Origin of the sequence: Paraburkholderia tropica, from assembly GCF_014171495.1 — a bacterium.
Lineage (GTDB): Bacteria > Pseudomonadota > Gammaproteobacteria > Burkholderiales > Burkholderiaceae > Paraburkholderia > Paraburkholderia tropica.
In genome coordinates this window covers 239983-264295 of sequence record NZ_CP049138.1, presented here as the reverse complement: position 1 = coordinate 264295, position 24313 = coordinate 239983, and the positions used below count along the sequence as shown (strand labels likewise).

At 57.9% G+C, this 24313-nt stretch carries 22 protein-coding genes and 2 pseudogenes; 12 read left to right on the top strand and 12 right to left on the bottom strand.

Annotation, left to right across the window (positions count from 1 at the left end):
- Window positions 1-292 precede the first annotated feature (292 nt).
- Together G5S35_RS38335 and G5S35_RS38330 are read right to left on the bottom strand one after the other, a co-directional pair.
- Window positions 293-481, bottom strand: a pseudogene (locus G5S35_RS38335) (IS5/IS1182 family transposase); the annotation flags it as partial.
- Window positions 482-484: 3 nt separating this feature from the next.
- Window positions 485-1250 (bottom strand): annotated as a pseudogene (locus G5S35_RS38330) (IS3 family transposase); the annotation flags it as partial.
- A gap of 62 nt (window positions 1251-1312) precedes the next feature.
- On the opposite strand from G5S35_RS38330, the gene G5S35_RS38325 reads away from it, so the two are divergent.
- Both G5S35_RS38325 and G5S35_RS38320 read left to right on the top strand, forming a co-directional pair.
- Window positions 1313-2436 (top strand): IS3 family transposase gene (locus G5S35_RS38325; RefSeq protein ID WP_202035068.1). Its coding sequence is split into 2 segments (ribosomal slippage): window positions 1313-1571 and window positions 1571-2436, totalling 1125 coding nucleotides; the frame shifts between segments, so codons are not numbered across the junction.
- 17 nt (window positions 2437-2453) lie between these two features.
- Complete coding sequence (locus G5S35_RS38320) at window positions 2454-2657, top strand: hypothetical protein (protein WP_183040866.1); 204 nt, start codon at window positions 2454-2456, stop codon at window positions 2655-2657.
- Window positions 2658-2914: 257 nt separating this feature from the next.
- Here G5S35_RS38320 and G5S35_RS38315 read toward each other — a convergent pair whose 3' ends face one another.
- Window positions 2915-3265 carry a hypothetical protein gene (locus G5S35_RS38315; protein ID WP_146230156.1) on the bottom strand — a complete coding sequence of 117 codons (351 nt, stop codon included), beginning with the start codon at window positions 3263-3265 and terminating at the stop codon, window positions 2915-2917.
- Window positions 3266-3503: 238 nt separating this feature from the next.
- Here G5S35_RS38315 and G5S35_RS40230 point away from each other — a divergent pair, with 238 nt between their 5' ends.
- The 6 genes from G5S35_RS40230 (at window position 3504) to G5S35_RS38290 (ending at window position 9221) form a co-directional block, all read left to right on the top strand.
- Complete coding sequence (locus tag G5S35_RS40230; RefSeq protein ID WP_110330092.1) at window positions 3504-3890, top strand: hypothetical protein; 387 nt, start codon at window positions 3504-3506, stop codon at window positions 3888-3890.
- Entirely contained in the window at window positions 3788-4894 is a 1107-nt protein-coding gene (locus G5S35_RS38310; protein WP_110330091.1) for an IS5 family transposase, read from the top strand. The genes G5S35_RS40230 and G5S35_RS38310 overlap by 103 nt, the downstream gene beginning before the upstream one ends.
- Window positions 4895-5138: 244 nt before the next feature.
- Entirely contained in the window at window positions 5139-6836 is a 1698-nt protein-coding gene (locus G5S35_RS40150) for a methyl-accepting chemotaxis protein (protein ID WP_202035067.1), read from the top strand.
- A 358-nt stretch (window positions 6837-7194) separates the two neighbouring features.
- Window positions 7195-8001: an IS5 family transposase gene (locus G5S35_RS38300; RefSeq protein WP_183040711.1), complete on the top strand. Its 807-nt coding sequence runs from the start codon at window positions 7195-7197 to the stop codon at window positions 7999-8001.
- A gap of 140 nt (window positions 8002-8141) precedes the next feature.
- Window positions 8142-8540 carry a hypothetical protein gene (locus G5S35_RS38295; protein WP_146230136.1) on the top strand — a complete coding sequence of 133 codons (399 nt, stop codon included), beginning with the start codon at window positions 8142-8144 and terminating at the stop codon, window positions 8538-8540.
- 420 nt (window positions 8541-8960) lie between these two features.
- A complete protein-coding gene (locus G5S35_RS38290; protein WP_146230135.1) occupies window positions 8961-9221 on the top strand; it encodes a hypothetical protein in 261 nt (86 codons plus the stop codon).
- Here G5S35_RS38290 and G5S35_RS38285 read toward each other — a convergent pair.
- The 4 genes from G5S35_RS38285 to G5S35_RS38270 all read right to left on the bottom strand — a co-directional run bounded on the left by G5S35_RS38285 (window position 9218) and on the right by G5S35_RS38270 (window position 13063).
- Window positions 9218-10021: a sulfite exporter TauE/SafE family protein gene (locus G5S35_RS38285; RefSeq protein WP_110329869.1), complete on the bottom strand. Its 804-nt coding sequence runs from the start codon at window positions 10019-10021 to the stop codon at window positions 9218-9220. The two genes, G5S35_RS38290 and G5S35_RS38285, sit on opposite strands and share 4 nt — an antisense overlap.
- Window positions 10022-10246: 225 nt before the next feature.
- Window positions 10247-11146 carry a sulfate ABC transporter permease subunit CysW gene (gene cysW / locus G5S35_RS38280; RefSeq protein WP_183040710.1) on the bottom strand — a complete coding sequence of 300 codons (900 nt, stop codon included), beginning with the start codon at window positions 11144-11146 and terminating at the stop codon, window positions 10247-10249.
- A complete protein-coding gene (gene cysT, locus G5S35_RS38275; RefSeq protein ID WP_110329876.1) occupies window positions 11143-12024 on the bottom strand; it encodes a sulfate ABC transporter permease subunit CysT in 882 nt (293 codons plus the stop codon). Before cysT ends, cysW begins: the two co-directional genes overlap by 4 nt.
- 19 nt (window positions 12025-12043) lie before the next feature.
- Window positions 12044-13063 (bottom strand): sulfate ABC transporter substrate-binding protein, encoded by a 1020-nt coding sequence (locus G5S35_RS38270; protein WP_110329867.1) that lies wholly within the window; start codon window positions 13061-13063, stop codon window positions 12044-12046.
- Window positions 13064-13184: 121 nt separating this feature from the next.
- Here G5S35_RS38270 and G5S35_RS38265 point away from each other — a divergent pair, with 121 nt between their 5' ends.
- Window positions 13185-13433 carry a hypothetical protein gene (locus tag G5S35_RS38265; RefSeq protein ID WP_146230134.1) on the top strand — a complete coding sequence of 83 codons (249 nt, stop codon included), beginning with the start codon at window positions 13185-13187 and terminating at the stop codon, window positions 13431-13433.
- Window positions 13434-13482: 49 nt separating this feature from the next.
- On the top strand, window positions 13483-13818 hold the full coding sequence (locus tag G5S35_RS38260; RefSeq protein ID WP_146230133.1) for a hypothetical protein: 336 nt from the start codon (window positions 13483-13485) through the stop codon (window positions 13816-13818).
- Between the two features lie 11 nt (window positions 13819-13829).
- Here the strand turns inward: G5S35_RS38260 and G5S35_RS38255 are convergent, their stop codons facing one another.
- The 5 genes from G5S35_RS38255 to G5S35_RS38235 all read right to left on the bottom strand — a co-directional run bounded on the left by G5S35_RS38255 (window position 13830) and on the right by G5S35_RS38235 (window position 20353).
- Complete coding sequence (locus tag G5S35_RS38255) at window positions 13830-15545, bottom strand: peptidoglycan D,D-transpeptidase FtsI family protein (protein WP_183040709.1); 1716 nt, start codon at window positions 15543-15545, stop codon at window positions 13830-13832.
- Between the two features lie 78 nt (window positions 15546-15623).
- Window positions 15624-16916, bottom strand: coding sequence for an N-acetylmuramoyl-L-alanine amidase (locus G5S35_RS38250; RefSeq protein WP_272904531.1), 1293 nt, complete (start codon window positions 16914-16916; stop codon window positions 15624-15626).
- Window positions 16917-17008: 92 nt separating this feature from the next.
- Window positions 17009-18226, bottom strand: coding sequence for a D-alanyl-D-alanine carboxypeptidase family protein (locus tag G5S35_RS38245; RefSeq protein ID WP_110329864.1), 1218 nt, complete (start codon window positions 18224-18226; stop codon window positions 17009-17011).
- Window positions 18227-18314: 88 nt separating this feature from the next.
- Complete coding sequence (locus G5S35_RS38240; RefSeq protein WP_183040708.1) at window positions 18315-19343, bottom strand: sterol desaturase family protein; 1029 nt, start codon at window positions 19341-19343, stop codon at window positions 18315-18317.
- A gap of 20 nt (window positions 19344-19363) precedes the next feature.
- A complete protein-coding gene (locus G5S35_RS38235; protein ID WP_183040707.1) occupies window positions 19364-20353 on the bottom strand; it encodes a YVTN family beta-propeller repeat protein in 990 nt (329 codons plus the stop codon).
- Between the two features lie 1073 nt (window positions 20354-21426).
- Here G5S35_RS38235 and G5S35_RS38230 point away from each other — a divergent pair.
- Together G5S35_RS38230 and G5S35_RS38225 are read left to right on the top strand one after the other, a co-directional pair.
- Entirely contained in the window at window positions 21427-22464 is a 1038-nt protein-coding gene (locus tag G5S35_RS38230; protein ID WP_202035065.1) for a PAS domain S-box protein, read from the top strand.
- A gap of 92 nt (window positions 22465-22556) precedes the next feature.
- Entirely contained in the window at window positions 22557-24293 is a 1737-nt protein-coding gene (locus tag G5S35_RS38225; RefSeq protein WP_183040706.1) for an EAL domain-containing protein, read from the top strand.
- The last annotated feature ends 20 nt before the right edge of the window (window positions 24294-24313 follow it).

The following is a 24313-nucleotide window of genomic DNA, read 5'->3' as shown; positions in this document are numbered from 1 at the left end:
TCTCCTTCGACGGGCGCTAGACACGGAGAATTCTCGACCGCGAGGTAGTGGGTAGGGAGGGAAACGGGCTTGGCAGCCCATCGCCAGCATTACCGCCTGAACAATCTACATACGCTCGCGGCGGTTGGCGAAACGGCACTGCTCGAGCAAAAACGTCCTTGCTCAAAACAAATGAAGTAATGCCGCCCGCTCGGTGTGCGACTCGGCGAACGTCTGCATTGAGTGAGGACATTCCGGATGAATGCTTTGGCCGGCCGAGTTGGGTCGATAACGGGAGTTCTTAGAGACGGATTCAAAAAGGCTGCTCCGTCCGTCTGAAGATGTTCCAGCAGACGACGGAGCAACCGAATTCGAGAAGTGCTTCGTGAATGTCGGCCCGACGTTCGAAGCGAATGCGAAGACGACGGAAGTTGTGAAGCCACGCATGAGTACGTCTGACAACCCAGCGGAATTTTGACCCTGCCTCGTTTCCACGTACAGCAGATCATGCAGCGATCAACGCGGCCTCGTAGCGACGGGAGTAAGAAATCCTATCGAGGTGTGCAGGCGCTCCCGATTGTAATAGCCCTCGATCCAGTCGACGATATCCAGACTAGGCTGCGCTCGCGTTTCGTAGTGAACCTGATAGATTCTCTCGACTTTCAGGGTCTGAAGAAGCTTTCCATCAGGGCGTTATCCCACGCATTGACACGACGGCTCATGGAGATCGTTGCCTTGAATCCGGCGGCCAGCTTTTGGTAAGCCCAGCTTGCATACTGGGCCGCTCTGTCGGAATGTAACTGTAGTCGTGGCGCCGGTTTGCGTTGCCAGCACGCGCTGCGAAGTGCCTGGCAAACCAGCTCGGCGTCGATGCGTTCGGACATTGACCAGCCCACTATGCCCCGACTCCCCAGATCGAGAATCGCCGCAAGATTCAGCCAGCCTTCGCCGGTCCTGACAAACGTGATGTCGCTGACCCACGCGCGATCAGGCTGCCAGCCGTCGAAACCACGATCGAGCAGGTTCGGCGCTACGGGAAGGCTGTGCGTCGAGTCCGTCGTGACCCGCCAGGCACGCCTGTAGACCGGGCGCAAGCCCTGGCGCTGCAAACTACGCCGCACGCGCTCTTCGCTCGCCGGCCGACCTTGGGCTCGCAATTGCCGCACGATACGCGCACGGCCGTAGGCGCCGCGATGCGCGCGATGGATGGCGGCTACCTCCGCATCCAGGGCCGCGTTCGCTTGCGTCCTCGCGCTGGGCGCACGAACGCGCTGACCTGCTCCCCGAGATTAGTACGCTGACAGTGTAGAGTCCGTTCCAACAAGGAGCGGTCATGAAGAAGCGGTTCACCGAAGAACAGATTATTGGTGTGCTGAAGGAAGGCGAGGCAGGCCTGAAGCCAGCGGAACTGTGCCGCAAACACGGCATCTCCGAGGCGACCTACTACAACTGGAAAGCGAAATTCGGCGGCATGACGGTTTCCGACGCACAGCGCCTGAAGGAGTTGGAGCAGGAGAACAACAAGCTCAAGCGTCTGTTGGCCGAATCGATGCTCGACAACTCTGCGTTGAAGGACCTGCTGTCGCGAAAATAGCAAGCCCGCAGGCCAAACGCGAGGCGGTCCAGATATTGATGACCGAACGCGCCATGGGTGTCACCCGGGCCTGCGGGCTGGTAGGGATTTCTCGTTCGCTGTTTCAATATGAATCGCGCCGCAAAGTCGCCGACGAAGAGCTGACTGGCCGGATGATGGTCATCGCGGCGCAAAAGCGTCGCTATGGCTATCGCCGGATTCACGTACTGTTACGACGCGAGGGCCGGCTGGCAAACCATAAGCGCGTCTGGCGGCTGTACAGCAAGGCGGGGCTGAGTGTGCGCAAGCGCAGACGCAAGCGCATTGCTGCTGTCGAGCGCAAACCACTGCCGGTGCCCACGGGGCCGAACCAGAGTTGGTCTATGGACTTCGTCAGCGACGGGCTGGCCTATGGTCGGCGCTTTCGTTGCCTGAACGTGGTCGACGATTACACGCGTGAGTGCCTGGCTATCGAGGTCGATACCTCGCTGCCGGGCCTGCGGGTTAAGCAGGTGCTTGACCGATTACGGGAGATGCGAGGCTTACCAGCTTCCATCACGGTGGACAACGGTCCGGAGTTCGCTGGTAAGGTGCTGGATGCATGGGCTTACGAAGTCGGTGTCACGCTCTCGTTCATCCGGCCCGGCAAGCCCGTGGAAAACGCCTACATTGAGAGCTTCAACGGGCGATTCCGTGATGAATGTTTGAACGAGCATTGGTTCGTTTCCATGCGCCACGCCAGGCGTTTGATTGAGGAATGGCGTGTGGAATACAACATCGAGCGGCCACACAGTTCGCTCGGCTATCTTGCGCCGGTGCAGTTTGCGCAGGCGCATGCGGCGAAGGAATCTTTAACCTCGGACTCTAACTGTGCTTCGCACTAAAACCGGGGGCAGGTCACATGAGGCATACGGAACGCGGGAAACGAAAGTCGGTCTGCCCGAAAATCGGTGCGCTGATGCGCTACGGGGAGCGTGTGGTGCGGGTAGTGGCCGAGGCGCGCGGTCAGCGGATGATCATCGAATCACTTGACGAAGACGGACGCTTCTTTCGGAGCACGGTGAAGTGGCACAATCTGGCGCCACTTCTGGCGCAGCTGTTCTGAGAATGTGTTTCGGATTAGCGCCCTTTCGCGTCCCGGTACAAGTCTTGCCTCCTGGACGGTTCTACTTAAACTTTGTCAGTCGGCGAGCGGCGCGAACGAGGCAGCGTAGCGTGCTCTAAAATTGGTGACCTGATGCGTTATGGAGAGCGTGTGGTGCCCGGAGCGCTGGTCGGTCGGGTGATCCAAAACACTGGATGGCAGGATTTTGCGTGACTCGATAAAGTGGGTAATTGCGGGGCACCTCAGTGTGAGGGGCCTTAATCTTCATTTTCGACCCAGGCCCGCAGTCTGGCGATTTCGATTGCGCGTCGGCGCTCTGGCACACCTCTGCGGGTCAACCACCGCTCCGAGTCTGATTGCCAGGCATCAATGTCGAACCACGTCCAGTCACCGACTTCACGTTTGACTACTCGCGTGGTTTCCACCCCCGGTGTGTCCGATTCGATGAGCAGAACGACCTTCGCCTTGGCGTTCGCGAAATTGTCTTTCTGCAGCGCGAGCGCAAACGCTGGCATTGCCCCGTGGGAGGTCGTTTCGCGCCGGGCGGGGCGCCGATCTTCGGTATATTGTCTTTCCGGCCGGTCGCCGGCTTTTTCTTGCAGAGTCATGTCAGTAGCGGGCTAGTTCGGCACGAGTGGAGCACGACACGTTTGCGCCCCCGTCCTTCGAAACAGTTGTCCTGCGTATTACGGAATCCGCGTGAAAAACTTTAACGCGGGTTGAAAACGTTGCTTGTGTAACTTGCACGATCCGGAAGCGATTTCTTTCGGCTGGCCGTCGGTCGCCGTTGGGCGCTGGCTGTAGCGCCTCAAGCATTCGAAGAGTATTTGTGTGAGCCGGATATTTATGAAGCGGCAGGATGCCATCCGCCTGTTGATCAAGAAGCCCGTGATGACCACGGACACGAAATCTCCAAGCGTACCGTCTTCCGGTAACTACATCGCTGCTCTGGATAGGCTCCTGCTTGATGTTCGGGCGGGGCGCATCGACGAATTCCATCTCGATAGCAATAGCGGCTCCCACATCATCATTACAAACTGGCAGGCTGTTGAAATATCTTCCGCGCACGTCATCCGCGCGGGACGCGTAAACGTTGAACCGAAGAGTCAGACAACACTGAGGCTGAGGCAATGCGCGCAGCGGACGGCAATACCGAGTCGATGTTCACGATGTCCCGGCTGGATGACTTCGTTGCGGCCAATCACCCGTTGCGACCGATTAGGCAATGGTTGAACGATGCGCTCACTCGCATGGACCCGGTCTTTTCGCGCATGTACGAGAGCGACGCGAAGGGCGGACGCCCAAGTATCGCGCCGGAGAAGTTGATTCGCGCGCTGCTGTTGCAAGTGCTGTATTCGATTCGCTGCGAACGCATGCTGATGGAGCAAATCTCCTACAACATGTTGTTCCGCTGGTTCGTCGGACTGGCGATGGACGATGTGGTTTGGGACCACTCCACCTTCAGGAAGAACCGCGACCGACTGATGCCCCATGATGTCATGGTCAGTCTGTTCAATGAGACGGTCGAGACTGCGCGCGTGCGTGGCCACCTGCCGGCCGAGCATTTCAGCGTCGATGGCACGCTCAGTCAGGCCTGGGCCGGACACAAGAGCTTTGTGCCGAAGGCGAACTCGGATGACGACTCGCCGCCTAACGGCGGTGCTGGCTCTCACGAGAACTGGCATGGCGAGAAGCGTAGCAACGACACGCATGAGTCCAGCACGGACAGTCGGGCCCGGCTGTTTCGCAAGAGTCGTGGCACGGGCCCGATGCTTTGCTACATGGCGTACGTGCTGACTGATAACCGGCACGGCCTCGTGGTGAACGCACAGGTGACGCAGGCGAATGGCACAGCCGAGCGCGATACAGCAGCCGGAATGCTTGCGGACGCCGCGCAATTCGCCGATACATTGGTTACGGTCGGTGCTGACAAGAACTACGACACGGCCGACTTCGTTGCAACGTGCCGCGCACACGGCGTGACGCCACATGTTGCGCAAAACAATGGCCGCGCGGATGGCTCCGCCATCGACGCACGCACAACGCGCTGGGCCGGCTATGCCATCAGTCGGCGCAAGCGCAAATGCATTGAGCAGGTTTTTGGCTGGAGCAAGACGTTTGGCAGGATTCGGCAGGCGATGTTTCGGGGCCTGCAGCGAGTTGGCCAGGTCTTCCTGTTGACTCATGAGGCCTGCAACCTGACTCGCATGCGCACGCTCGCCGCGAAAGCGGCATAGGAGCGACCAGCAGCGAGGAAAATGCCATTTTCTCCATCTGAATGAAAGGCTTCGAGCATTAAATCGACATCAACCACCCCCGTGCAGGGACTCGACGAAATTGAGTGCTCAAGGCCGGCAAGGTGTTTTTCAACAGCCTGCTAAAGAAAACTGGGATTTTGCCGTTTACTTAAAAAGTTGTTTGACATCTAGTGATCATATAAATCTGCACAAGAGAATTTAAATAAATTTAGACGAAAGACTGATGAAAAATCTGGAAAGCTTGAGGGTTGGATCACGGTTAGCACTAGGGTTTGGTGCACTTGTTGTCATGCTGCTTTCGATGGCATCACTGAGTCTATGGAAGCTCTCAGCGATGAACGATGCACTGACAGACCTCGCGACGTTTAACGCTGCGGAAACAAATTCGATTTCGCAGGCACTGACCTATGCCAATCAGGCGTCTGCTGCCGCACGAAATCTAATTATTCTGAACGATTTGCCCCGTATGCAGGAGCAACGGAGGATCTTTGACGAGCAAGTTGAAAGGTCCACCGATCTTTTCGCGAAAACACAGGAACTTTTTAACCAGGATCCGGGAACAACCGACGACGAACGGCAATTCCTGCGGCGATCGGAAGAGCTGCGGCGCGCAGCTATGCCTCTGGTGCAACAAGCAGCCAATTTGGGATTTAAGAACGATCCGGCGGCACCGGAATTCATGATCACCCAGGCTGGGCCTGCAATAGATCTCTGGTTAAAAGAACTGGGGTTGTTCCGTGATTACGAGGTGCAGCAGGTTGGGGCCTCTGCAGTGCAAGCACGCGCGACCTACCACGCTGCTCGCGTGCTCTTGCTCGTACTAGCGGTGCTTGCCGCGACCTTTGCGATTGCGATTGGGTGGGTAATAACCCGAAGCATTCTTCGGCAGCTTGGTGGTGAGCCAATGGATGCTGCAGCGCTGGCCAGCGAGATCGCGAACGGCAATCTGCGCATCGCCGCGGGACTGAAAGACGGTGACCGATCCAGTCTGATGTACTCGCTGGACACCATGAAGAAAACGCTGGCGACAATCGTGAGCGGCATCAAGGCTTCCAGCGAGGCGATTTCGGTCGCTGCGAGTCAAATTGCCCAGGGCAATACGGATCTCTCCCAACGCACGGAAGAGCAGGCCGCGTCTCTCGGGGAAACTGCATCGAGCATGGAGGAACTGACTTCCACTGTTCGCCACAATGCCGAAAATGCAACGCAGGCAACAGCACTCGCAAATACTGCTTCCGCGGTGGCACAACGGGGTGGCGAAGTAGTCGGACAGGTCGTTGAGACCATGCACGGTATCGCGGGCAGTTCCAGCAAAATGTTCGAGATCATCACAGTGATCGAAGGGATTGCGTTCCAGACTAATATTCTGGCGCTCAATGCGGCGGTGGAAGCGGCCCGCGCCGGCGAGCAGGGACGGGGCTTCGCGGTTGTAGCCGGCGAAGTTCGCACGCTCGCCCAACGCAGCGCAACGGCGGCCCGGGAAATCAAGGAAATGATCAATAACGCGACACATCAGACCGATGCGGGATCGAAACTTGTCGAAGACGCCGGCAGCACCATAAACGAAGTAGTCCAGTCGGTTAAACGCGTAGCCGACATCATCAGTGAGATCTCCGCTGCATCTGCGGAGCAGAGCACCGGCATCGGGCAGGTCAATACCGCTGTGACCCAGATGGATGAGGTCACGCAGCAGAATGCTGCGCTGGTCGAGCAAGCCGCAGCTGCAGCCCAGTCCATGGCCGAGCAGGCACAGGCACTGCGCAACGCGGTAGCGATCTTCAGGGTCGACGATGCAAGAGATCTGAATTCATTGACTGTGGGCGAAACAAAGCTGGCGCCCCAATCCGCTACGATAAAGAAGCCCTCCGGATCGCTAACGCCGAGTCGCACGGAAGCCGCAACTGACTGGAGCGCATTCTGATCGTTGCAGTTGAGCGCGGTCATGACAAACCAGCCGCGCATTCACTGCGAAAAGGTCACCGTCTGTCCTGTAGAATGGTCCCGCAGCGTCAGGACGACCGCTGCATGTTTCAGCTGTCAATCACGCGGACGCGTGACTTTGCATTCCACCCGTGTGTAGCCTGTTCATAAGGTGCGTCACTCACCATATCCAGCCAACGTGCACGATCCTGCATTGTGTTCCGACGGTACGGTAAGTACAGCGTTGTGTTGCACATAGCAAACGCCGCTACAGTTATCCCGTGCAGTGTCCTTGATATCTCGCTGACTGCGATTAGAGCGTGTTAGGCACTTGCGGCCAGACCTGGTATCCTGGCCAGATGGCAAAACGCAGACCCTACCCGACGGATGTGTCGAATGAGGAATGGAGCTTTGCGGCTCCCTATCTGACTCTGATGAACACAGACGCACCGCAGCGCAGATACGAACTGCGCGAGATGTTCAATGCGCTGCGCTGGATCGTGCGCGCGGGTGCGCCCTGGCGGATGTTGCCAAATGATTTTCCGCCGTGGGAACTGGTTTATCAGCAGACGCAACGCTGGATTCAGGCGGGTTGTTTCGAGGCCATGGTCAAAGACCTGCGTTCGATAATCCGCGTCGCGCAGGGCCGTAAGGGCCAGCCCAGCGCAGTCATTCTCGATGGGCGCACGTTGCAATCGACGTGCGAGAGTGGTCCTCGCGCCGGCTACGACGGCTATAAACGCAAGCGGGGCAGCAAGGTCCATATGGCGGTAGATACGTTGGGGCAGTTGCTTGCGGTGAACATTACTCCGGCCAACGAGCAGGAGCGAGCCCAGGTTGGCGAACTCGCTCGTCAGGTCCAGGAGGTCACAGGCCAAACGGTGAGGTTCGCGTTTGCCGATCAGGGCTATACCGGCGAGGAACCTGCTCAGGCAGCGCTGGATGAAGGAATCGAGCTTGAGGTCATCAAGCTGCCGGACGTGAAAAAAGGCTTTGTTCTGCTGCCACGCCGCTGGGTGGTCGAACGCAGCTTCGGTTGGCTGAACCGCTTCCGCCGGTTGGCCCGAGACTATGAGCGATTGCCCGAAACCCTGGCCGGTCTGCATTTCGTCGTATTCGCCGTGCTTATGCTTGTCCACTTCGCAGCCCTTAATACAAGTGCCTAACACGCTCTAGACGTGGCCGAGCAACACTGCGGATATGAGCGTTCACTACGACACCGCGAAATTGCATCAGAGACGTCGCTCCAGTATTCGCTTGCGCTTCCCCGCCTGGCAGGTTCCCCGAATTCTGCAAGACGGCGCCGATGTCCCGTAATCGTCCCAGATGGGGGATAAGGGCAATCACAAATACTTTTAACCTTCAAATGAAGAAAAATAAACTTACCGCCTCCCCTGACTCAAAGCAACAGGAAATTACAAAGGTAATGACTGTTAGCGATCTGAAGACACTGATCAAATCGAACGCGATCATGATCAGTCATCTCGGAGCACGGATTGCTGTATTTCAACGATTTGCGGAAGCTGTGCGCTCGCATACTGACACTTCAACGAAATACGAAATACTCGTTGCTTTGCGAAGTGGTGTTGAGAGCACCATGGCTCTTGTAGATGACATAGCAATGGAAGTCGAGGTTGACTCTACGTACGAGTATCACAAGGCGATGCTTGGCCAGCTTAATGAGCTGATGTCGATGCTGAAATGAATCAATTATCCGGATGCGGAGAACGAGCTCACTGGCTCGTTTCGATTACCCATCCAGCGTCTCATGGGCCATCTGAAGGAGCTTGAGAGCTATCGTTGAAAGTGGTGGTGCGACAGGTGTCGCCGTCAGCCGCGCGTCAAGCGGCAGATAGTAGGCGGTAACGTCCTGCTTGCTTGCATTGTTGCGCGTGGGGTGAGATATTGATTGTGGTGCCGCGACCTGTTGTACAACCAGCAGTTGCCTATCCGGACATGCGTGACTGGTAACGGCCGGGTGTGACGCTCTGGAGAGAACGTGCCTCTGAATCGAAGGTTCACCTCGGTAACGAGGAAGTGAAAGACAACACCAGCAAAACCGTTCAGCGACTCTGCTCAGGCGGCTCGCTGATCTGGACCGCCACTGTCAGTTGAGCTCTCCATCGTGAACGCTTCTTACCAGACCCTGACGCCGGGCAGACTGCATGTCGCGGATAGTGGAAACAAATCTGATTGGATCCATGTAGCTAAAACCTGCTCTGCAGATAAATCCGCTAGTGAGAGATTTTTAGGAAAAAATGAAGACCAAAATGTCGTTATTTTGGACTACTTTTCAACTGAGATAGCAGAAGAGGTGAAGGGAAATGGCCCAACAGACTCGCTGATATGGGGGACGTCGGCGACAACGAGGCAGGCGCGCGGCTAAAATAAGCTTCTGGCGCTTGTACAGATTAGCCTCAATCCGATCACCAGCAATACTGCGCAGGAACACCGCGTAAAAGCCGCCGAATTCAATCGTCGGTTTGCGCGAATGCCCGCGTAAGTGCCGATCAACGCAATCGGCAGCAAAAGCGCGCTCGTGGTCAACGTTGTTTCGCTGAAAAGGCCGAGCGTCGAGAAGCTCACTAGCTTGCACAGGTTGACCGCCGCGAAAAATGCAGAGGTAGTACCCGCGAAGCAGCGGTTACCCAGGCGAAACGGCAGCAGATACATTGTCAGAGCGGGCTCGCCCGCGTTCGCTAGGAAGCTGGCCAGTCCGGACAGGGTGCCCCATGCGAGGCTCGCTGTCGGGCGAGGGCGCACCGAATCGTTCGCAGCTTCTACGGCGCGCCCATGCGGCCGGCCGCGGAGCCAAGGGAACACCCCGCGGCGCAACGCGTAGTCAACAGACATCACGCCGACGCCGAGCCGCAGGCACACCGTATCGATTCGATGGATCACCAGAATGCCCACGCCCGCGCCGACAACCGCGGCCGGAATAGTGAGCCGCAGGATGGGCCAACTCCATTCGCCACGGTATTGCCAAAGCGCGACGAGGTCGGTCACGCACATGACTGGTAGCAGGATCGTCACCACTTGTGTCACCGGCAGGTAGAGCGCCATCAGCGGCACTGCGACGATGCCGAGGCCCAATCCGAGGCCGCCCTTGGAAAGGCCCGTGAGTAAAAGCGCGGGAATGCCCGCAATGTAGAACCCTACGTTGGTGACGAATACGGCGTGCGGCATGGCTTAGCGTGGTTTTGCGCGATTAAACGTAGCCGCCATGCTACGCGAGTCGGAACAACAATGTGAGCAATTGTCATTTGGGAGTTTTCCCTGAACGACGTTGGTTGAACCTCGAGAACACAACACCTCGCAGCGCGGAACCGCCGCCTGTGATTGATTTATTGCGCCCACGATAGAGAAACAGGCTGTCCTGAGCGAATGGCTCCTGCGGTTCAATGGTTGAATTCAGTGCCGGATACGACGTTCGAGCCGGTGCTTGATGGCGAGCGTTGCCATGGCGATGAACGCGAGCAGGCTCGCCGCCGCGAATGCGCCCGCGAAGTTGTAGCCGTCGTACATCACCTGCACATAGAGCGGCAGCGTGTTGGTGAGGCCCGGTACGTGCCCCGAGACCACCGACACCGCGCCGAACTCGCCCATCGCGCGGGCGTTCGTGATGACCACGCCGTACAGCAGGCCGAGGCGCACGCGCGGCAGCGTCACGCGCCAGGACATTTGCCAAGCGGTGGCGCCGAGCACGAGCGCGGCCTGTTCCTCGTCGCTGCCTTGCGCTTCCATCAGAGGAATCAGTTCGCGCGCGACGAACGAGAGCGTGACGAAGGTGGTGGCGAGCACGAGGCCGGGCAGCGCGAACACGATATCGACGTGATGCTGTTGCAGCCACGGCCAGAACGGACCTTGCGCGCCGAACACGAGCATGAACAGCAGCCCGGCGATCACGGGCGAGACCGAGAACGGCAGGTCGATCAGCGTCTTCAGCAGACTTTTGCCGAAGAAGTCGAAGTGCGCGACGAGCCACGCGACGGCGAAACCGAACACGGTATTGAGCGGCACCGAGATCAGCGCGACGATGGCCGTGAGGCGCATGGCCGATAGCGCGTCGGGATCGCGCAGCGCGTCGAGAAAGGCGCTGAGGCCAGACGAGAGCGCGGCGGAAAAGATCGCGGCGAGCGGAAGAATCAGAAATAGCCCTAGAAATACGGTGCCGATTGCAATGACGAGCGCGCGCGCGAGCCGCGGTTCGCTCGTTAAGGTGTCGTTGATGCGGCGGCGCGCGGGCGTGCGGGAAGCGTTGCGCGTGTCGTCGCGGCGCTCGAGTGTGGCTGGCGATTGCGGTGCGTTCATGGGCGTTTCTCCGAGCGATGCGCGCGCGCCGACGATCTCGGTTCGAGCCAGCGTTGCAGCAGATTCAGTGCGAACAGAATCGCAAACGACGCGAGCAGCATGACGAAAGCGATCGAGGCTGCACCATCGAAATCGAATTGTTCGAGCTTGGTCACTACGAGCAGGGACGTGATCTCCGAAACGAAAGGCCGGTTCCCTGCGATAAAGATCACCGAACCGTATTCGCCGACGCCGCGCGCGAACGCGAGGCCGAATCCGGTCATCAGCGCCGGGCGCAACGCGGGCCATACGACGCGCCGCAAGGTCGCCGCGCGCGAAGCGCCGAGCAGGCCTGCTGCTTCTTCTTCCTCGGTGCCGAGTTCTTCGATCACGGGCTGCAAGGTTCGCACGACGAAGGGCAGGCCCACGAACGTGAGCGCGATCACGATGCCGCGCGCGTTGAACGCGAGGTCGAAACCGTGCGCCGCGAACCACGTGCCGATCCAGCCGTTCGGACCGAAGATGAAGGCGAGCGTGATGCCGGCCACCGAGGTGGGCAGCGCGAAGGGCAGGTCGATCAGCGCGTCGAGCCAGCGGCGGCCCGGAAAGCGATAGCGCGCGAGCATCCACGCCACTACGATGCCGAGCACCGCATTGATGGCGGCGGCGACAAGCGCGGTGCCGAACGTGAGGCGATACGAGGCGACGAGACGCGGCGTCCAGATCGCATCGATGAAATGCCCCCAGCCGCCCGACGCCGCGCGCAGCACGAGCACCGAAATCGGCAGCAGGACGATCAGGCCGAGCCACGCCAGCGTGTAGCCGAGCGCGAGGCCGAAGCCCGGCAACGGGCTCGGCCGGCGCCACGCGGGCAAACCGGCCCAGGAAGGGATGCTCATGCGCATGACCGGAACGGGCTCAGTTGGGCTGGAAGATCTGGTCGAACACGCCGCCATCGGCGAAATGCTTCGCCTGCGCCGTGTGCCAGCCGCCGAACATCGGGTCTTCGATACCGATGAGCTTTACGGCGGGAAAGGTCTTGGCGTACTTCGCGGCGATCGAGGGATCGGCAGGGCGATAGTAGTTTTGCGCGATCAATTCCTGTGCGTCGGGCGCGTAGAGATGTTCCAGGTAAGCCTGCGCGATCTTGCGCGTGCCGCGACGGTCCACGACCGAATCGACCACGGCCACGGGCGGTTCGCAACGAATGCTGATCGACGGCACGATCACCTGATACTTGCCAGGCGCGAGCTTGTTGACCGCGAGCAGCGCGTCGTCTTCCCACGCGACCAGCACATCGCCGATGCCGCGCTCGACAAACGAATTCGTCGCGCCGCGCGCGCCCGAATCGAGCACCTTCACGTTGTGATAGAGCGACTTTTCGAAGGCCTTTGCGCTGGCCTCGTTGCCGCCTGGCTGCTGCATCGCCCAGGCCCATGCGGCGAGATAATTCCAGCGCGCGCCGCTCGATGTTTTCGGATTCGGCGTCACGACGCCCACGCCCGGTTTCGCGAGATCGCCCCAATCGTGAATGCCTTTGGGATTGCCGGCGCGCACGAGAAACACAATTGTCGACGTATAGGGCGTGCTGTTATTCGCGAGTTGTTTTTGCCAGTCCCTACGTACGAGATCGTGCGCGGCCAGCGCATCGATATCGGACGCGATGCCGAGCGTGACCACATCCGCCTGCTGGCCGTTGAGCACCTGGCGCGCCTGTGCGCCGGAACCGCCGTTGGTCGTGCGAACGGTGACCTTCGTCCCGGTGGTTTTGTCGTACCAGGTCGAAAAGAGCTTGTCGTAAGCCGTGTAGAGTTCGCGCGTGGGGTCGTAAGAGACGTTGAGCAGCGTGGTGTCGGCGAAGGCGTGCATCGAGGTGAAAAGGCTGCCGGCGAGAAGCAAGGCGCGAGCGAGAGCAGGTAGCGTGCGAGTTTTTTTCATGGATGCAACGGGCGACGTGATAGGAGCGGCGAGCTTAAGGCGCGGGTTAGACGCGCCCAAATCACGATTTGCCGATTGCTTATGACGCTGCGGAGAATCGTTACGTGTTAACGAATTCTTGATGGCGTGGGGCGTAGGATGGAAGCGCAGCGTTGTTTATGGCGTTATTGTCGTGCGCACGCTGGGTCTTTTAATGGTGCACGAATGGAACGATAAAAAGCCTCTATTTAAGGGATTTTTGTCGTTTGTTCGCCGCTATTTGGGTCATCTTCTGACTAAGCAATCAGACCTCACACGCGCCATCCAGCGCCGCTTCCAATGTTGCCCCCGCGCGACACAGGAAAATCCTCCGCGCTTAACGAAAATTTGATAAGGGCCGCCGCATACTTCGGTGTGTTTCCGTCACGGATAGCCCGAGTATGGCGCACTATCGCAAGTTCTCGCATGAACCCCGGCAGTTATCGGCGGGGATAGTGGGCATTTCGCTCACGGTCGCCGCAATCGGCTTCGTGCTGATATTCGCCAGAAGCGCGAACGCGAACGATCAATGCGTAATCAGAAGCCGATTCGCCGCGCAAACATCCGTGAATGCCTTTCTCGAACGCGCCAGACTCGACGCCTCGGGTCACGCCAGTTTCGAATTGGCTCCCTCGCGCCAGACCGCTCGACACGGCTGGAAGGTGCCGTTCGAACTCGACGGCCAAAATCTGATGGCGACGGTCAAATGCGACGGCGGCGTCAGCCTTGATCCCTGAATCACGATGTTTCACCGATGCGCGGTAACGTCCGCATCGGGTTCGACGCGTAGCCGCGTCATCGTGGGCGAGGCGATGGCCTCGAATGCCGAACCGGCGACCGCGCCGCCGAAATGCGAGCCCTTGGTCGGCGATTCGATCGACACCGCAATAATCACGCGCGGATGCTGCGCCGGAATCAGGCCGACGAACGAGGCTCGATACTGGTGATAATCATAGCCGTGCTGGGCCCAGCGATAGGCGGTCCCCGTTTTCGCGGCCACCGTGTAACCGGGCACCACCACCTGCGACGCGGTTCCACCTTTGCTCACGACGTTCTCCATCATCGCGCGCACCGACTGCGCGGTCTTCACCGAGAAAATCCGTTTGCCGGTGACCGGCGTGTGTTGCTGAAAGATCGTCGCAGGCACGAATACGCCGTCATTGGCGAAGGTCGTGTAGGCCTGCGCGAGTTGCAGCAAGGATGCGGAAAGACCGTAGCCGTAGGCCATCGTTGCCTGCTCGATGCGCCGCCAGTGATGCCAGTCGCGCACCGTGCCCCCCGCTTCGCCCGGCAAGCCCGCGTGCGGCGCGAGACCCAGACCGAGATTGCGGAAGTTGTGCCACATATCGCGCGCCGAAAGCAGCATCGATATTTTCGAGGTGCCGACATTGCTCGACTTTTGAATCACGCCCGCGACCGTGAGCGTGCCGAAATCGGCGTCGTCGTGAATGGTTTGGCCGTCGAGATTCAATTTGCCGCCGTCGGTGGTCACGATCGAATCGGGCGTCACGCGCTGCTGCTGAATGGCGAGCGCGATGGTGAGCGGCTTCATCACGGAGCCGGGTTCGAACGCATCTGTTGCAGCGCGATTGCGAATGGCTTGGGGATCGGAGCGGGTGCGGCTATTCGGGTCGTAACTCGGCCAGTTCGCCATCGCGAGAATTTCGCCCGTGTGCGGGTCGATGACGATCGCCGAACCGGATTTCGCGGCGAAGCGCGTGACGGTATCTTGCAGCGCCTGATAAGCCGCATATTGAATCGGCAGATCGATCGAGAGATGAATATCGTTGCCGTTTTGCGGCGCGAGCCGCGTGAGATTTTCGATGGCATTGCCGCGTGCGTCGTGTAGCACGTCGACGCGACCGTTGGCGCCGCGCAATAGCGGCTCCGCGGCGCGCTCGATGCCTTCCTGACCTTTACCGTCGATGCCCGAGTAGCCGACGATATTGGCGGTGATACCGGCCTCCGGATAAAAGCGCCGCGAATCGGGACGATAAAACACGCCTGGCACATTCAATTGCTGCGTAAGCGCGGCGACATCGGTGGGAATCTGGCGCGCGAGATAGACGAATTGGCGATGCGAGGCGAATGCGGCATCGATCGCGGAGGGCTCGATCTGGAGAAGATGCGCGAGCGCCTGGACCTGCGATGCTGACGCCGGTTGCGAAGTCGATGCGGCATCGACCCAAACAGTATCGGTCGGAATGCTCATTGCGAGCACGCTGCCATTGCGGTCGAGAATCCGGCCGCGCGCGGCGGGCAGTCCACGATCGCTGACCTGGCGAATCTCGCCTTGATGCTGATAAAAACTCGCGTCGTAGCACTGTACCCACGCGGCGCGCAGCGCCAGCGCAAAAAACGCTACAGCGAACACAAAACCAAGCGCACTTGAACGGCCATGGCGCGGTTTGAGCGTCAATGCCGCATGACGGGAAAGACTGAGAAACTTGCTGGGAGGCGGCATCAGTGTGTTCGGGGCTTCTCCGAGGAGCGAACTTCCGGGGTTGACCGATTGAAATGGCACGCGCATGACCGTCGTCGATTAGACGGTTACGCGGCGTTCGAGCGGCGGGTGACTTGCGAAATATTTGCGAATGCCGTCGTAAATCGCATCGGCCATTTGCTGACGGTAAGCGGGATTCTGGAGTTTCAGTTCTTCACTCGGATTGCTGATGAATGCCGTCTCCACGAGAATCGACGGAATATCGGGCGCTTTCAATACCGCAAAACCCGCTTGCTCGAGACCGTTGCCGTGAAGATGATTGATCTTGCCGATCGATTCGCGAACGAGCGCGCCATATTTGAGCGAGTCGTTTATCTGCTGTGTCGTCGACATATCGAATAGCACCGGGGCGAGCGCATGATCGGCGCTTTTGATATCGAGCCCGCCGATGACGTCGGAGGCGTTTTCGCTTTGCGCGAGCCAACGCGCCGCCGCGCTCGATGCGCCGTGTTCCGAAAGCGCGAACACCGACGAGCCCGACGCAGCGGGCGTGGTGAAAGCATCGGCGTGAATGGAGACGAACAGATCGGCGCGCGCGTGGCGAGCTTTGGTCACGCGCGTGCCGAGCGGTACGAAGAAGTCGTCGTCGCGCGTCATCATCGCGTCCATGTCGGGCGACGCGGCGATCTTCGCGCGCAGGCGCCGCGCGATATCGAGTACCACGTGCTTTTCATAGGTGCCGCCGCCGCCGATCGCGCCGGGATCCTCGCCGCCGTGGCCCGGATCTATCGCGACTATCAGCTTGCGTTGCGTGCTGCGCTCGGGCGTCGATGCGGGGGCGTTGTGCGTGGCCTGCGTGGATTCAGTGGCTCGTGCGGCGAGCGTGTCGAGTGCGTCCTGCGGTTTGCCGTCCGCCGGATAGAGATCGAGCATGAGCCGATACGCGTATTGGCCCGTAGGCGCGGTCGAAAACACTTTCGGCGTGACCGCGCCCTTGAGATCGAGCACGATGCGCACGACGTCGCGCGTGAATTGCCCGACGCGCACGGCTCGAATATACGGATCGTTGGGATGCACGTTCGAAACCAGCGCGCGCAAAGCCTGATCGAGCGTGAGTCCTTGCAGGTCGACCACGAGGCGATTCGGCGAGGCTAGCTGGTGTTCCTGCACCTGCAACGGTTGCGTGGACTCGATCGTGACGCGCGTGTAATCGGTGGCGGGCCACACGCGCACGCCGCGTATCGTCGGCCGTGTATTGGCGAGCGCGAGTCCGGGATCGATGCCGACGAGCACCAGCCAGGCGCCGAGTTTCAGCAGACGTCGCCGTGCATAGGGATGGCGATTGCGTGGGTGCGGTTGCGGCATCGCAGCGGGATTCTTATTCGATTTCATGGCGGCGTCCTGTATTGTAGGGTGAAAAGCGCGAATGCCAGAACGATGCGCGCGGGAAGGGCTGGTAATGAGGGACCAGCTAATGCGGGCGTTTAAACTTTGCTGCCGAGCATGAGCTGAAGCGAATCCCAGGCGCGGTCGAGCAAACCGGCTTGAGGCACGGCCCAAAGCGTTGCGAGCGGCACCTGCGTTAGCACCTTTCCCTGATCGAGGATGGTCACCGTGCCGACCTGTTCGCCAGCGCTCAGCGGCGCGAAGAGCGGTGTATTCACCTTGATGCTCGACGTAATCTGGGCGCGCGTTCCGGCGGGAATCGTGGCCACGACATTCTGCGTCGGCGCAACGTCGACGTTCAGACGCGTGCCTTTATAAACGCGCGCAAGCGATATCGCTTGGCCCACGCGGAAGAACGGCACCGCATCGAATGCGTGATACGCGAAATTGAGTAGCTTGAGACTGTCTGCCACGCGAGCAGGCTCCGTGGGCTCGCCCATGACGACGCTGATCACGCGTCGCGACGTGCCGGGTGCGCCTTCGACATCGCGAATCGCGCTGGCGATCAGGCAATAGCCAGCCGCCTGCGTGTGCCCGGTTTTCAGACCGTCCACGCTCGGGTCGAGCCAGAGCAGGCGGTTGCGATTCGGCTGGCGAATCCGGTCGTAGGTGAATGTCTTCGTCGAGAAGATCGGGTAATACTCGGGAAAGTCGCTGATGATATGCGCAGTCAGCGTGGCCAGGTCGCCCGCGCTCGTAAAGTGCTGCGGACTGGGCATGCCGTTGACGTCGGAGAAATGCGTATGCGCCATGCCAAGGCTGGCGGCTTCGGCATTCATCATCTGCACGAATTGCGCCTGACTGCCGCCCACGAGTTCGGCCAGCGCAATCGCGGCGTCGTTGCCCGATTGCACGATCAAGCCATAGAGCAGGTCATGCACGCTCACGGGCTTGTTCGGCTCGATGAACATGCGCGATTCGTCGGTCCCGACGCTGCGCACCGCTTCGCCCGGCAGCACGGTCTGATCCATCGTGATGCGCTTCGCGTGCAGCGCCTGAAACACGAGATAAGCGCTCATCAGTTTGGTCAACGACGCGGGTTCCGCGCGCGCATCGGCATTCGACGACGCGAGAATCTGATCCGAACCGGCGTCCATCAATACCCACGCGCGAGCCTGAAGCGCGGGCGGCGCCACTTGCGCGGACGCCTCGGTGCTCGTTAATGCTGTCAATGCAGTCAATGCGGTAATGAACGCGGCGCACACGGTACGGCGGGGAAAAGAAAACAGCGAGAGGCGGCAGGGCGTGCGGCGCATGATCGGGTGTAGATTGATTTGAATAGTGAAAAGCGGCGGCTATCGAACGAACAAACAAAAGAACGAGCGATCGAACGATGGACTCGCGTTAGCTACGCTCATAACGCGAGTCGACTGCGGCCGCCGATGCAGCCGTCATGCGTGCCTTGATACGGCAGAGCGCAAGCCATTGCTGCGCCCAGACACCCTTGCCGTAATTGCGTCCGCGCTGTTCCGGCCGATCCAGTTGATCGGTAATGCCGGTGGGTTCCACTGCGGTTTCCCAGGAAGCCGTGCGGAAAATCATGTCCCACCATGGAAATAGCACGCCGAAATTGCAGCCATAGGCCGTGCCGGTATGGCCGTATTCCATGGCGTGATGGCGTCGATGAAACGACGGGCTCACAATGACGCGTTCGAGCCACCATCCATAAGGCAGGCGCGCATTCACATGCTGGATCGCCTGCAACGTATTGCTGACCGCGACCAGCACGACGAATTGCCCCGGCTGAACGCCGATGAACAAACTGACCACGGTAAAGAAGGCCGTTTGCACGATGTCGTCGACGAAATGATTGCGGTCGTCGTTCCAGAGCGACATTTGGCGCTGGCTGTGATGAACCGCATGCAGTTCCCACCAGATGCCGAACCGGTGTTGCCAGCGGTGATACCAGTAGCCGAGAAAATCGAGCACCACGAGATAAATCGCAAATGAAACGAGCGGCTGATCGGTCAGGCCGGGCGCGATCTCATCGAGATTCACGGTCCAGATGTTTTTGACCGTCATCCACGTTTCCAGATGATTGATCGTGGGTTGGAGCCAGACGAAAAAGAGCGCATTGACGATGCCCAGTTTCGCGATCCACGTGTACCAGACGTCGGGCCACAAAGCGCGACGCTGTTCCCATTGTTCAATCGGACGCCATGCCTCAAGCGGACGCAGAATCGCGAACGTCACCGCAATTTCGAGCACGCCGACCACCGCCCAATAGAGCGCGTCGTAGGCGTCTTCGTCGTAGTCCATCAAATGAAGATGGAACAGCAAGGGCTGGACGATGTAGATATAGGCGTCGGTTTGAAGCAAACCGACGAAGTGCTCAAATTCAAGGCCCATTCCTGTTCCCATTGCATGCAGCATCGTTTTTTCCTGCCAGCCGATCAATCAGGATTGGGCGCGTAGACGGGCGCGCGGTCGCCCATGAAAATGCCGTGCGGAGAGCGGCCCACTTCGATCGTGGATACGAGCTTGCGCGTCGCAAGGTCGATCACGCCCACGTGGCGCGAGAAGCGGAAGGTCACCCAGAGATGGCGGCGATCGGCTTGCAATTCCATATCGTCGGGGCCGGGCATGAGGCCGGTGATATCGCCGGTATTGGTCAGCGTCTTGTAATCGAGAATGCTGATGGTGCTGTCGACGCGATTCGTGACAGCGACATGTGTGCCGTCGTCGAGCGAGCGGAAATTGTGCGCGCCACGTCCTGTATGAATCTTCTTGACGACGGTGTGCGTCTGCGTATCGACTACCGTCACGTTGTCTTCGCCCGTCATGCCGACCAGCAGAAAACGGTTACCGGGCACCATCCACAGGCCGGCTGGATCGTCGCCCACATGCACGCGCCACCGTATCGTCTGCGTCGGCAGGTCGATGGCCGCGATCTCACCGGATTCCTGCAACGAGACGAACACCGTCTTGTTGTCGAGCGAGAACGTCATGTGGCTGGGCATTTTGCGAATCGGCACGTGTTTCGCGAGCGAGAAATGCTGGCCGTCGTAGCGGTAGATATCGACGCGATCGAGTCGAAGCCCGTTCGTGACGAACCATTTGCCATCTGGAGAAAAGCCGAGCTGATACGGATCTTCCATGTCCTGAAGCCAGCCGCGCACGGCGCCGGTGTGCGGATCGAGGAACATGAAATTGTCGGAAATGGAATTCGCGACGATCAGCGTTTTGCCATCTGGCGTGATCATCAGATGATGCGGTTCTTTACCCGCAGGCATCACCGCGACGACCTTGCGCGTCGCTTCGTCGATCAGATTGATCTTCGCCTCGCCGGAATCCAGCACGACCACGTTCTCGGCCATCGCGCCGGGAAGAACTCCCGCGAGCGCAATCAACAGGGTGAAATTGTATAAACAGCGAAAGCGCATCGAAATAAACTGGATGACGGTTGAAAGGCGCGGATGAAGCGTGGAGAATCAAGCGGCGTGCCGCGAAGTTGAGCGCGAATGTATCGGGAAAAAGCCGTGTATTCCAATTACTCGTTTTCATGAATGAATGAGTTATTCGAATAACTGGAGAGAACTTCACCGTATATGGATGGGAGATTCAGTTCGTGAAATAAATAGTTACGTATTCGCGCACTTTTTTCTGCGTTGGACTATAAGATGTCGAAAATGTAATTGTTTGGACGGTGTGCTGTTATCGGCGACCGAAGATAATGTTCTATTACGGTGCAGGGACACTGATCGCTCCGTTCTAAAGCGGGCCGCAGCCCGGCTTTTAGCGTCAGGACGTGCCGCTAGTACGGGTTGGTGCGACGCCAACGCGTGGGGAGCTTTCACAGAGCAACTGGACACCACTGTTGCATGAAATCGCTGCCATCTAATGTTAATGCACGGTCGGTCGTTGTTTTGACACGTTGCACATCAAGCTATTCCGGCACTGGTGATGAGGTTGAGATGGCGTTAGTGTGCGACGTCAGTCGCCCAATCTCCTCGAGTAAAAAGTGAGTCTGCTTCATTCTAATGTGTCGTAATTGACGGCCAGCGACAAAAAAGGGCATAACGTCTGACTTGGAGAGTTCCTTACTATCCGCTGCTAGTAAGCCGACGGAACGGTTTTCCGCATTTTTATCCAAATTTTGTTGTGTAGCTTCGTGTAGCGTTATCTGGATAGCGATACGACAGGCAATCGTTTTCCACCAATCGTATGTACCGATTTCGTCTAATAAATATGTCGAGCTCCAGATGTGAATGCTAGTTCGTAACGCACATCCGAGATGGCCACCCATCCAAAGGTTGACCTGACACGTCAACTGCGGAACGAATGCGAATAGCCGCCTTAGCGAGCTGTTGAAGGAAGGCTATGGCGTCTCGACGGATCGAAAAAAATATGGGGCTGGAACGTAATAAATTCGTTCCGGGAAGGCAGCTTAGTGCTTTGCGCTGTATGGCGAATGCACAGCGCCTGACGTACAGAATTCTTAGTGAAGGCAGTTGGCATGTCGTTTGTCAAAAGTTCCAAATTTGGCACCCAGATTGGCGTGTCGCTTTTTGCCATGGTGGCACTTCTGGTTGTTCTCGGAACCGCGAGCCTCCATGCAATACGGGGCGAATACCAGTACGTCAGCCAATATCAGGACAGGTGGGCGAAGCGGGCGCGGATCTGTCTCCGTATGCAGGTGACCTTGCAGTCGATTCAGGCAATCGCATCCCGTCTCACGCAAGCACGGGACGAAGAAAAAGGTGAAGCGCTAAGGAATTCATTCGATAGCGCCGTGGATGAATACCGGAAAGAGGTAGAAGACTACGAGCGATACGCAGCCGAGGCGGGTGATCAGGAAAAGATCATTTGGCATGATATGTATGCGTTATCCTCACTGTATCTGCTCGCAAACCGACAGCCTCCTTTGCGGGGCGATCAGTCTGCCCAAGCTAACGCCGATCACCCCGACGTCGCATCCTTGGCGTACGTCGGGGTGATCCAGAGCGACGCGAGTGATATCGTAAAGCTAATTCTGGTCGATAGTAGAGAAAAGCTGCAAGATGCGAACGCCTTGGATGAGCGGGCGCAGCGCGCTGTTGGACTTATTCTATTGATCGCAATCTCGATCGCGATATTTTCGGCTGCGGCTCTTAGACGATCACTTTTCATACAGCTCGGAGCGGATCCAAGGGATCTGGTCGAGCGAGCGAAAGCCATCTCATTGGGAGACTTTAGCGGTCAGATCGCGTTTCGCAGCGAAAACCCGGATAGCCTTGCATTCTCTATCGCGACCATGCGGGACAAGCTTGCGTCATTTATTACGGAAAGCAGGAACGCAGCTGCCCGATATCAGGCGCTCTACGAAAAGACGCCGGTTATGCTGTTCTCAGTCGACAGCTCGGGAAAAATTCTGCATGTCAGTGACCGTTGGCTTCAATCCACGGGATACGCACGGTCCGACGTCTTGGGGAGACCCTTAGAAGAATTCTATCTTCTGAAAGGCGGCGAGTGCGCTGAAGTCGAGATCCGGCAGGTGTTTGCCGGGGGGAAGTAGGAAAGGTGACGCGCACAGTACTGTGCAACGACGGGTCGACGATCGATGTCGAGGTCGCTGCGGTTGTTTCGTCGGACGCTAACGGCGCGTCGATGTCTCTTTCGTCATGGCAGGATGTCACGGAGCGAAATCGCATTCGAGAGGCGCTTCTAGCCGAACATCGCCGGCTAAAGGTTACCCTTGACTCAATCGGCGATGGTGTAATCGCGGCTGACCGGAAAGGACGAATTGAGTATGTCAATCCGGCGGCAGAGGAACTGACAGGTTGGAAAAGTGCAGAGGTGCAAGGTAAAAGCATTTCAAGCGTGTTGAATCTATCGACAAAAGACGGCTCCTACGATGGCGTAAGGCGAGGCATAAATTCCTCCAGAAGCTTTACCGGAACTGAACATCGAACGCTAATTCACAGAACTGGTGAAGCTAAGATCGTGGAATGCATGGCATCTGCTATACCGGGTTCAGGCGATAGCGGCCCGATTGGTACGGTTTTCATTGTTCGAGATATCTCGGAAACCGTCCGACTACATGAGGAGCTGATGTATCGGGCTACGCACGATTCCCTCACAGGTGTTCTGAATCGAGATGAGTTTGAGGCGCGGGTTAGCCATGTCGTGACGGGAGCGCAAAAGGCGACGACATTGACGTACGCACTAATGAGCATAGATCTGGACCAGTTCAAGATAGTAAATGACGCCGGCGGTCACGCCGCGGGGGACCGTGTGCTCAAGCAGGTAGTGCAGATTGTATGCGGAGTCATACGAAGCGGAGATACTTTTGCCAGGGTCGGTGGCGATGAGTTCGGGTTGCTGGTTTGCCGCGACAGCACTGAATCTGTGCATTCCTTGGCCACGAAAATTTGTCGGGGGTTGGATAATTATCGCTTTCGCGTTGGAGATGTCTACGTGCACGTAGGTGTCAGTATCGGGTTGGTAGTGCTGGATGGGAGCTGGACATCAAAAGAAGCGTTACTGCGCGCCGCAGATAGCGCCTGCTACGCCGCGAAGGCATCTGGACGCAATCGGGTTCATGTCTACACCCCCACTGACGGTGTAATTGAGTCTCAGCGCAACGACATGCAGTGGGCTAGGCGTCTGGAGGCAGCACTTGATAGCGATCAATTCATTCTCTACTTTCAACGGATCGTTCCGCTGAAAGAGCGTACTGAGCAAGTACATGGTGAAGTTCTTTTGAGGCTTAGAGATACGGGCGACAAGCTTATCGGACCGGGCAAATTTCTGCCCGCTGCAGAACGTTTCAATCTTGCCAGCAAGATTGACAGATGGGTTGTACGGAGTGTCTTTCGTATCCTTAACGATCATGCCGATAATTGTGACAAAATTTCGACAATTTCTATAAATCTATCAGGTAATTCTATAAGTGATCCTGAATTCACGGAATTCCTTTCTCAGGAAATACGTATAGCAAAGTTCAAAACGGGGATAATTTGCTTCGAGATCACAGAGACTGCTGTCATCACAAATTTTTATGCGGCAAGTTTGTTCTTTTCAACAATGAAGAAGGAAGGAGTGCGCTTTGCGCTAGATGACTTCGGGAGTGGTGCATCTTCATTTGGCTATCTGAAGGCTCTGCCGATTGACTACATAAAAATAGATGGTCAATTTGTTCGAGAGCTCGAATCTGATCCTGTCAGTCAGATCGCAGTCAAGTGTATAAATGACGTGGCAAGAGTTACTGGGAAGAAAACCGTGGCAGAGTTTGTTGAGACGAAAGAAGTAGACGACATGCTAATGGACATGGGCGTGGATTACTCGCAGGGCTATTTGCACCACCGTCCGTCGCCTTTGGACGAACTTTTCGATATCGACTAATACCGACCATTTTAATCCTC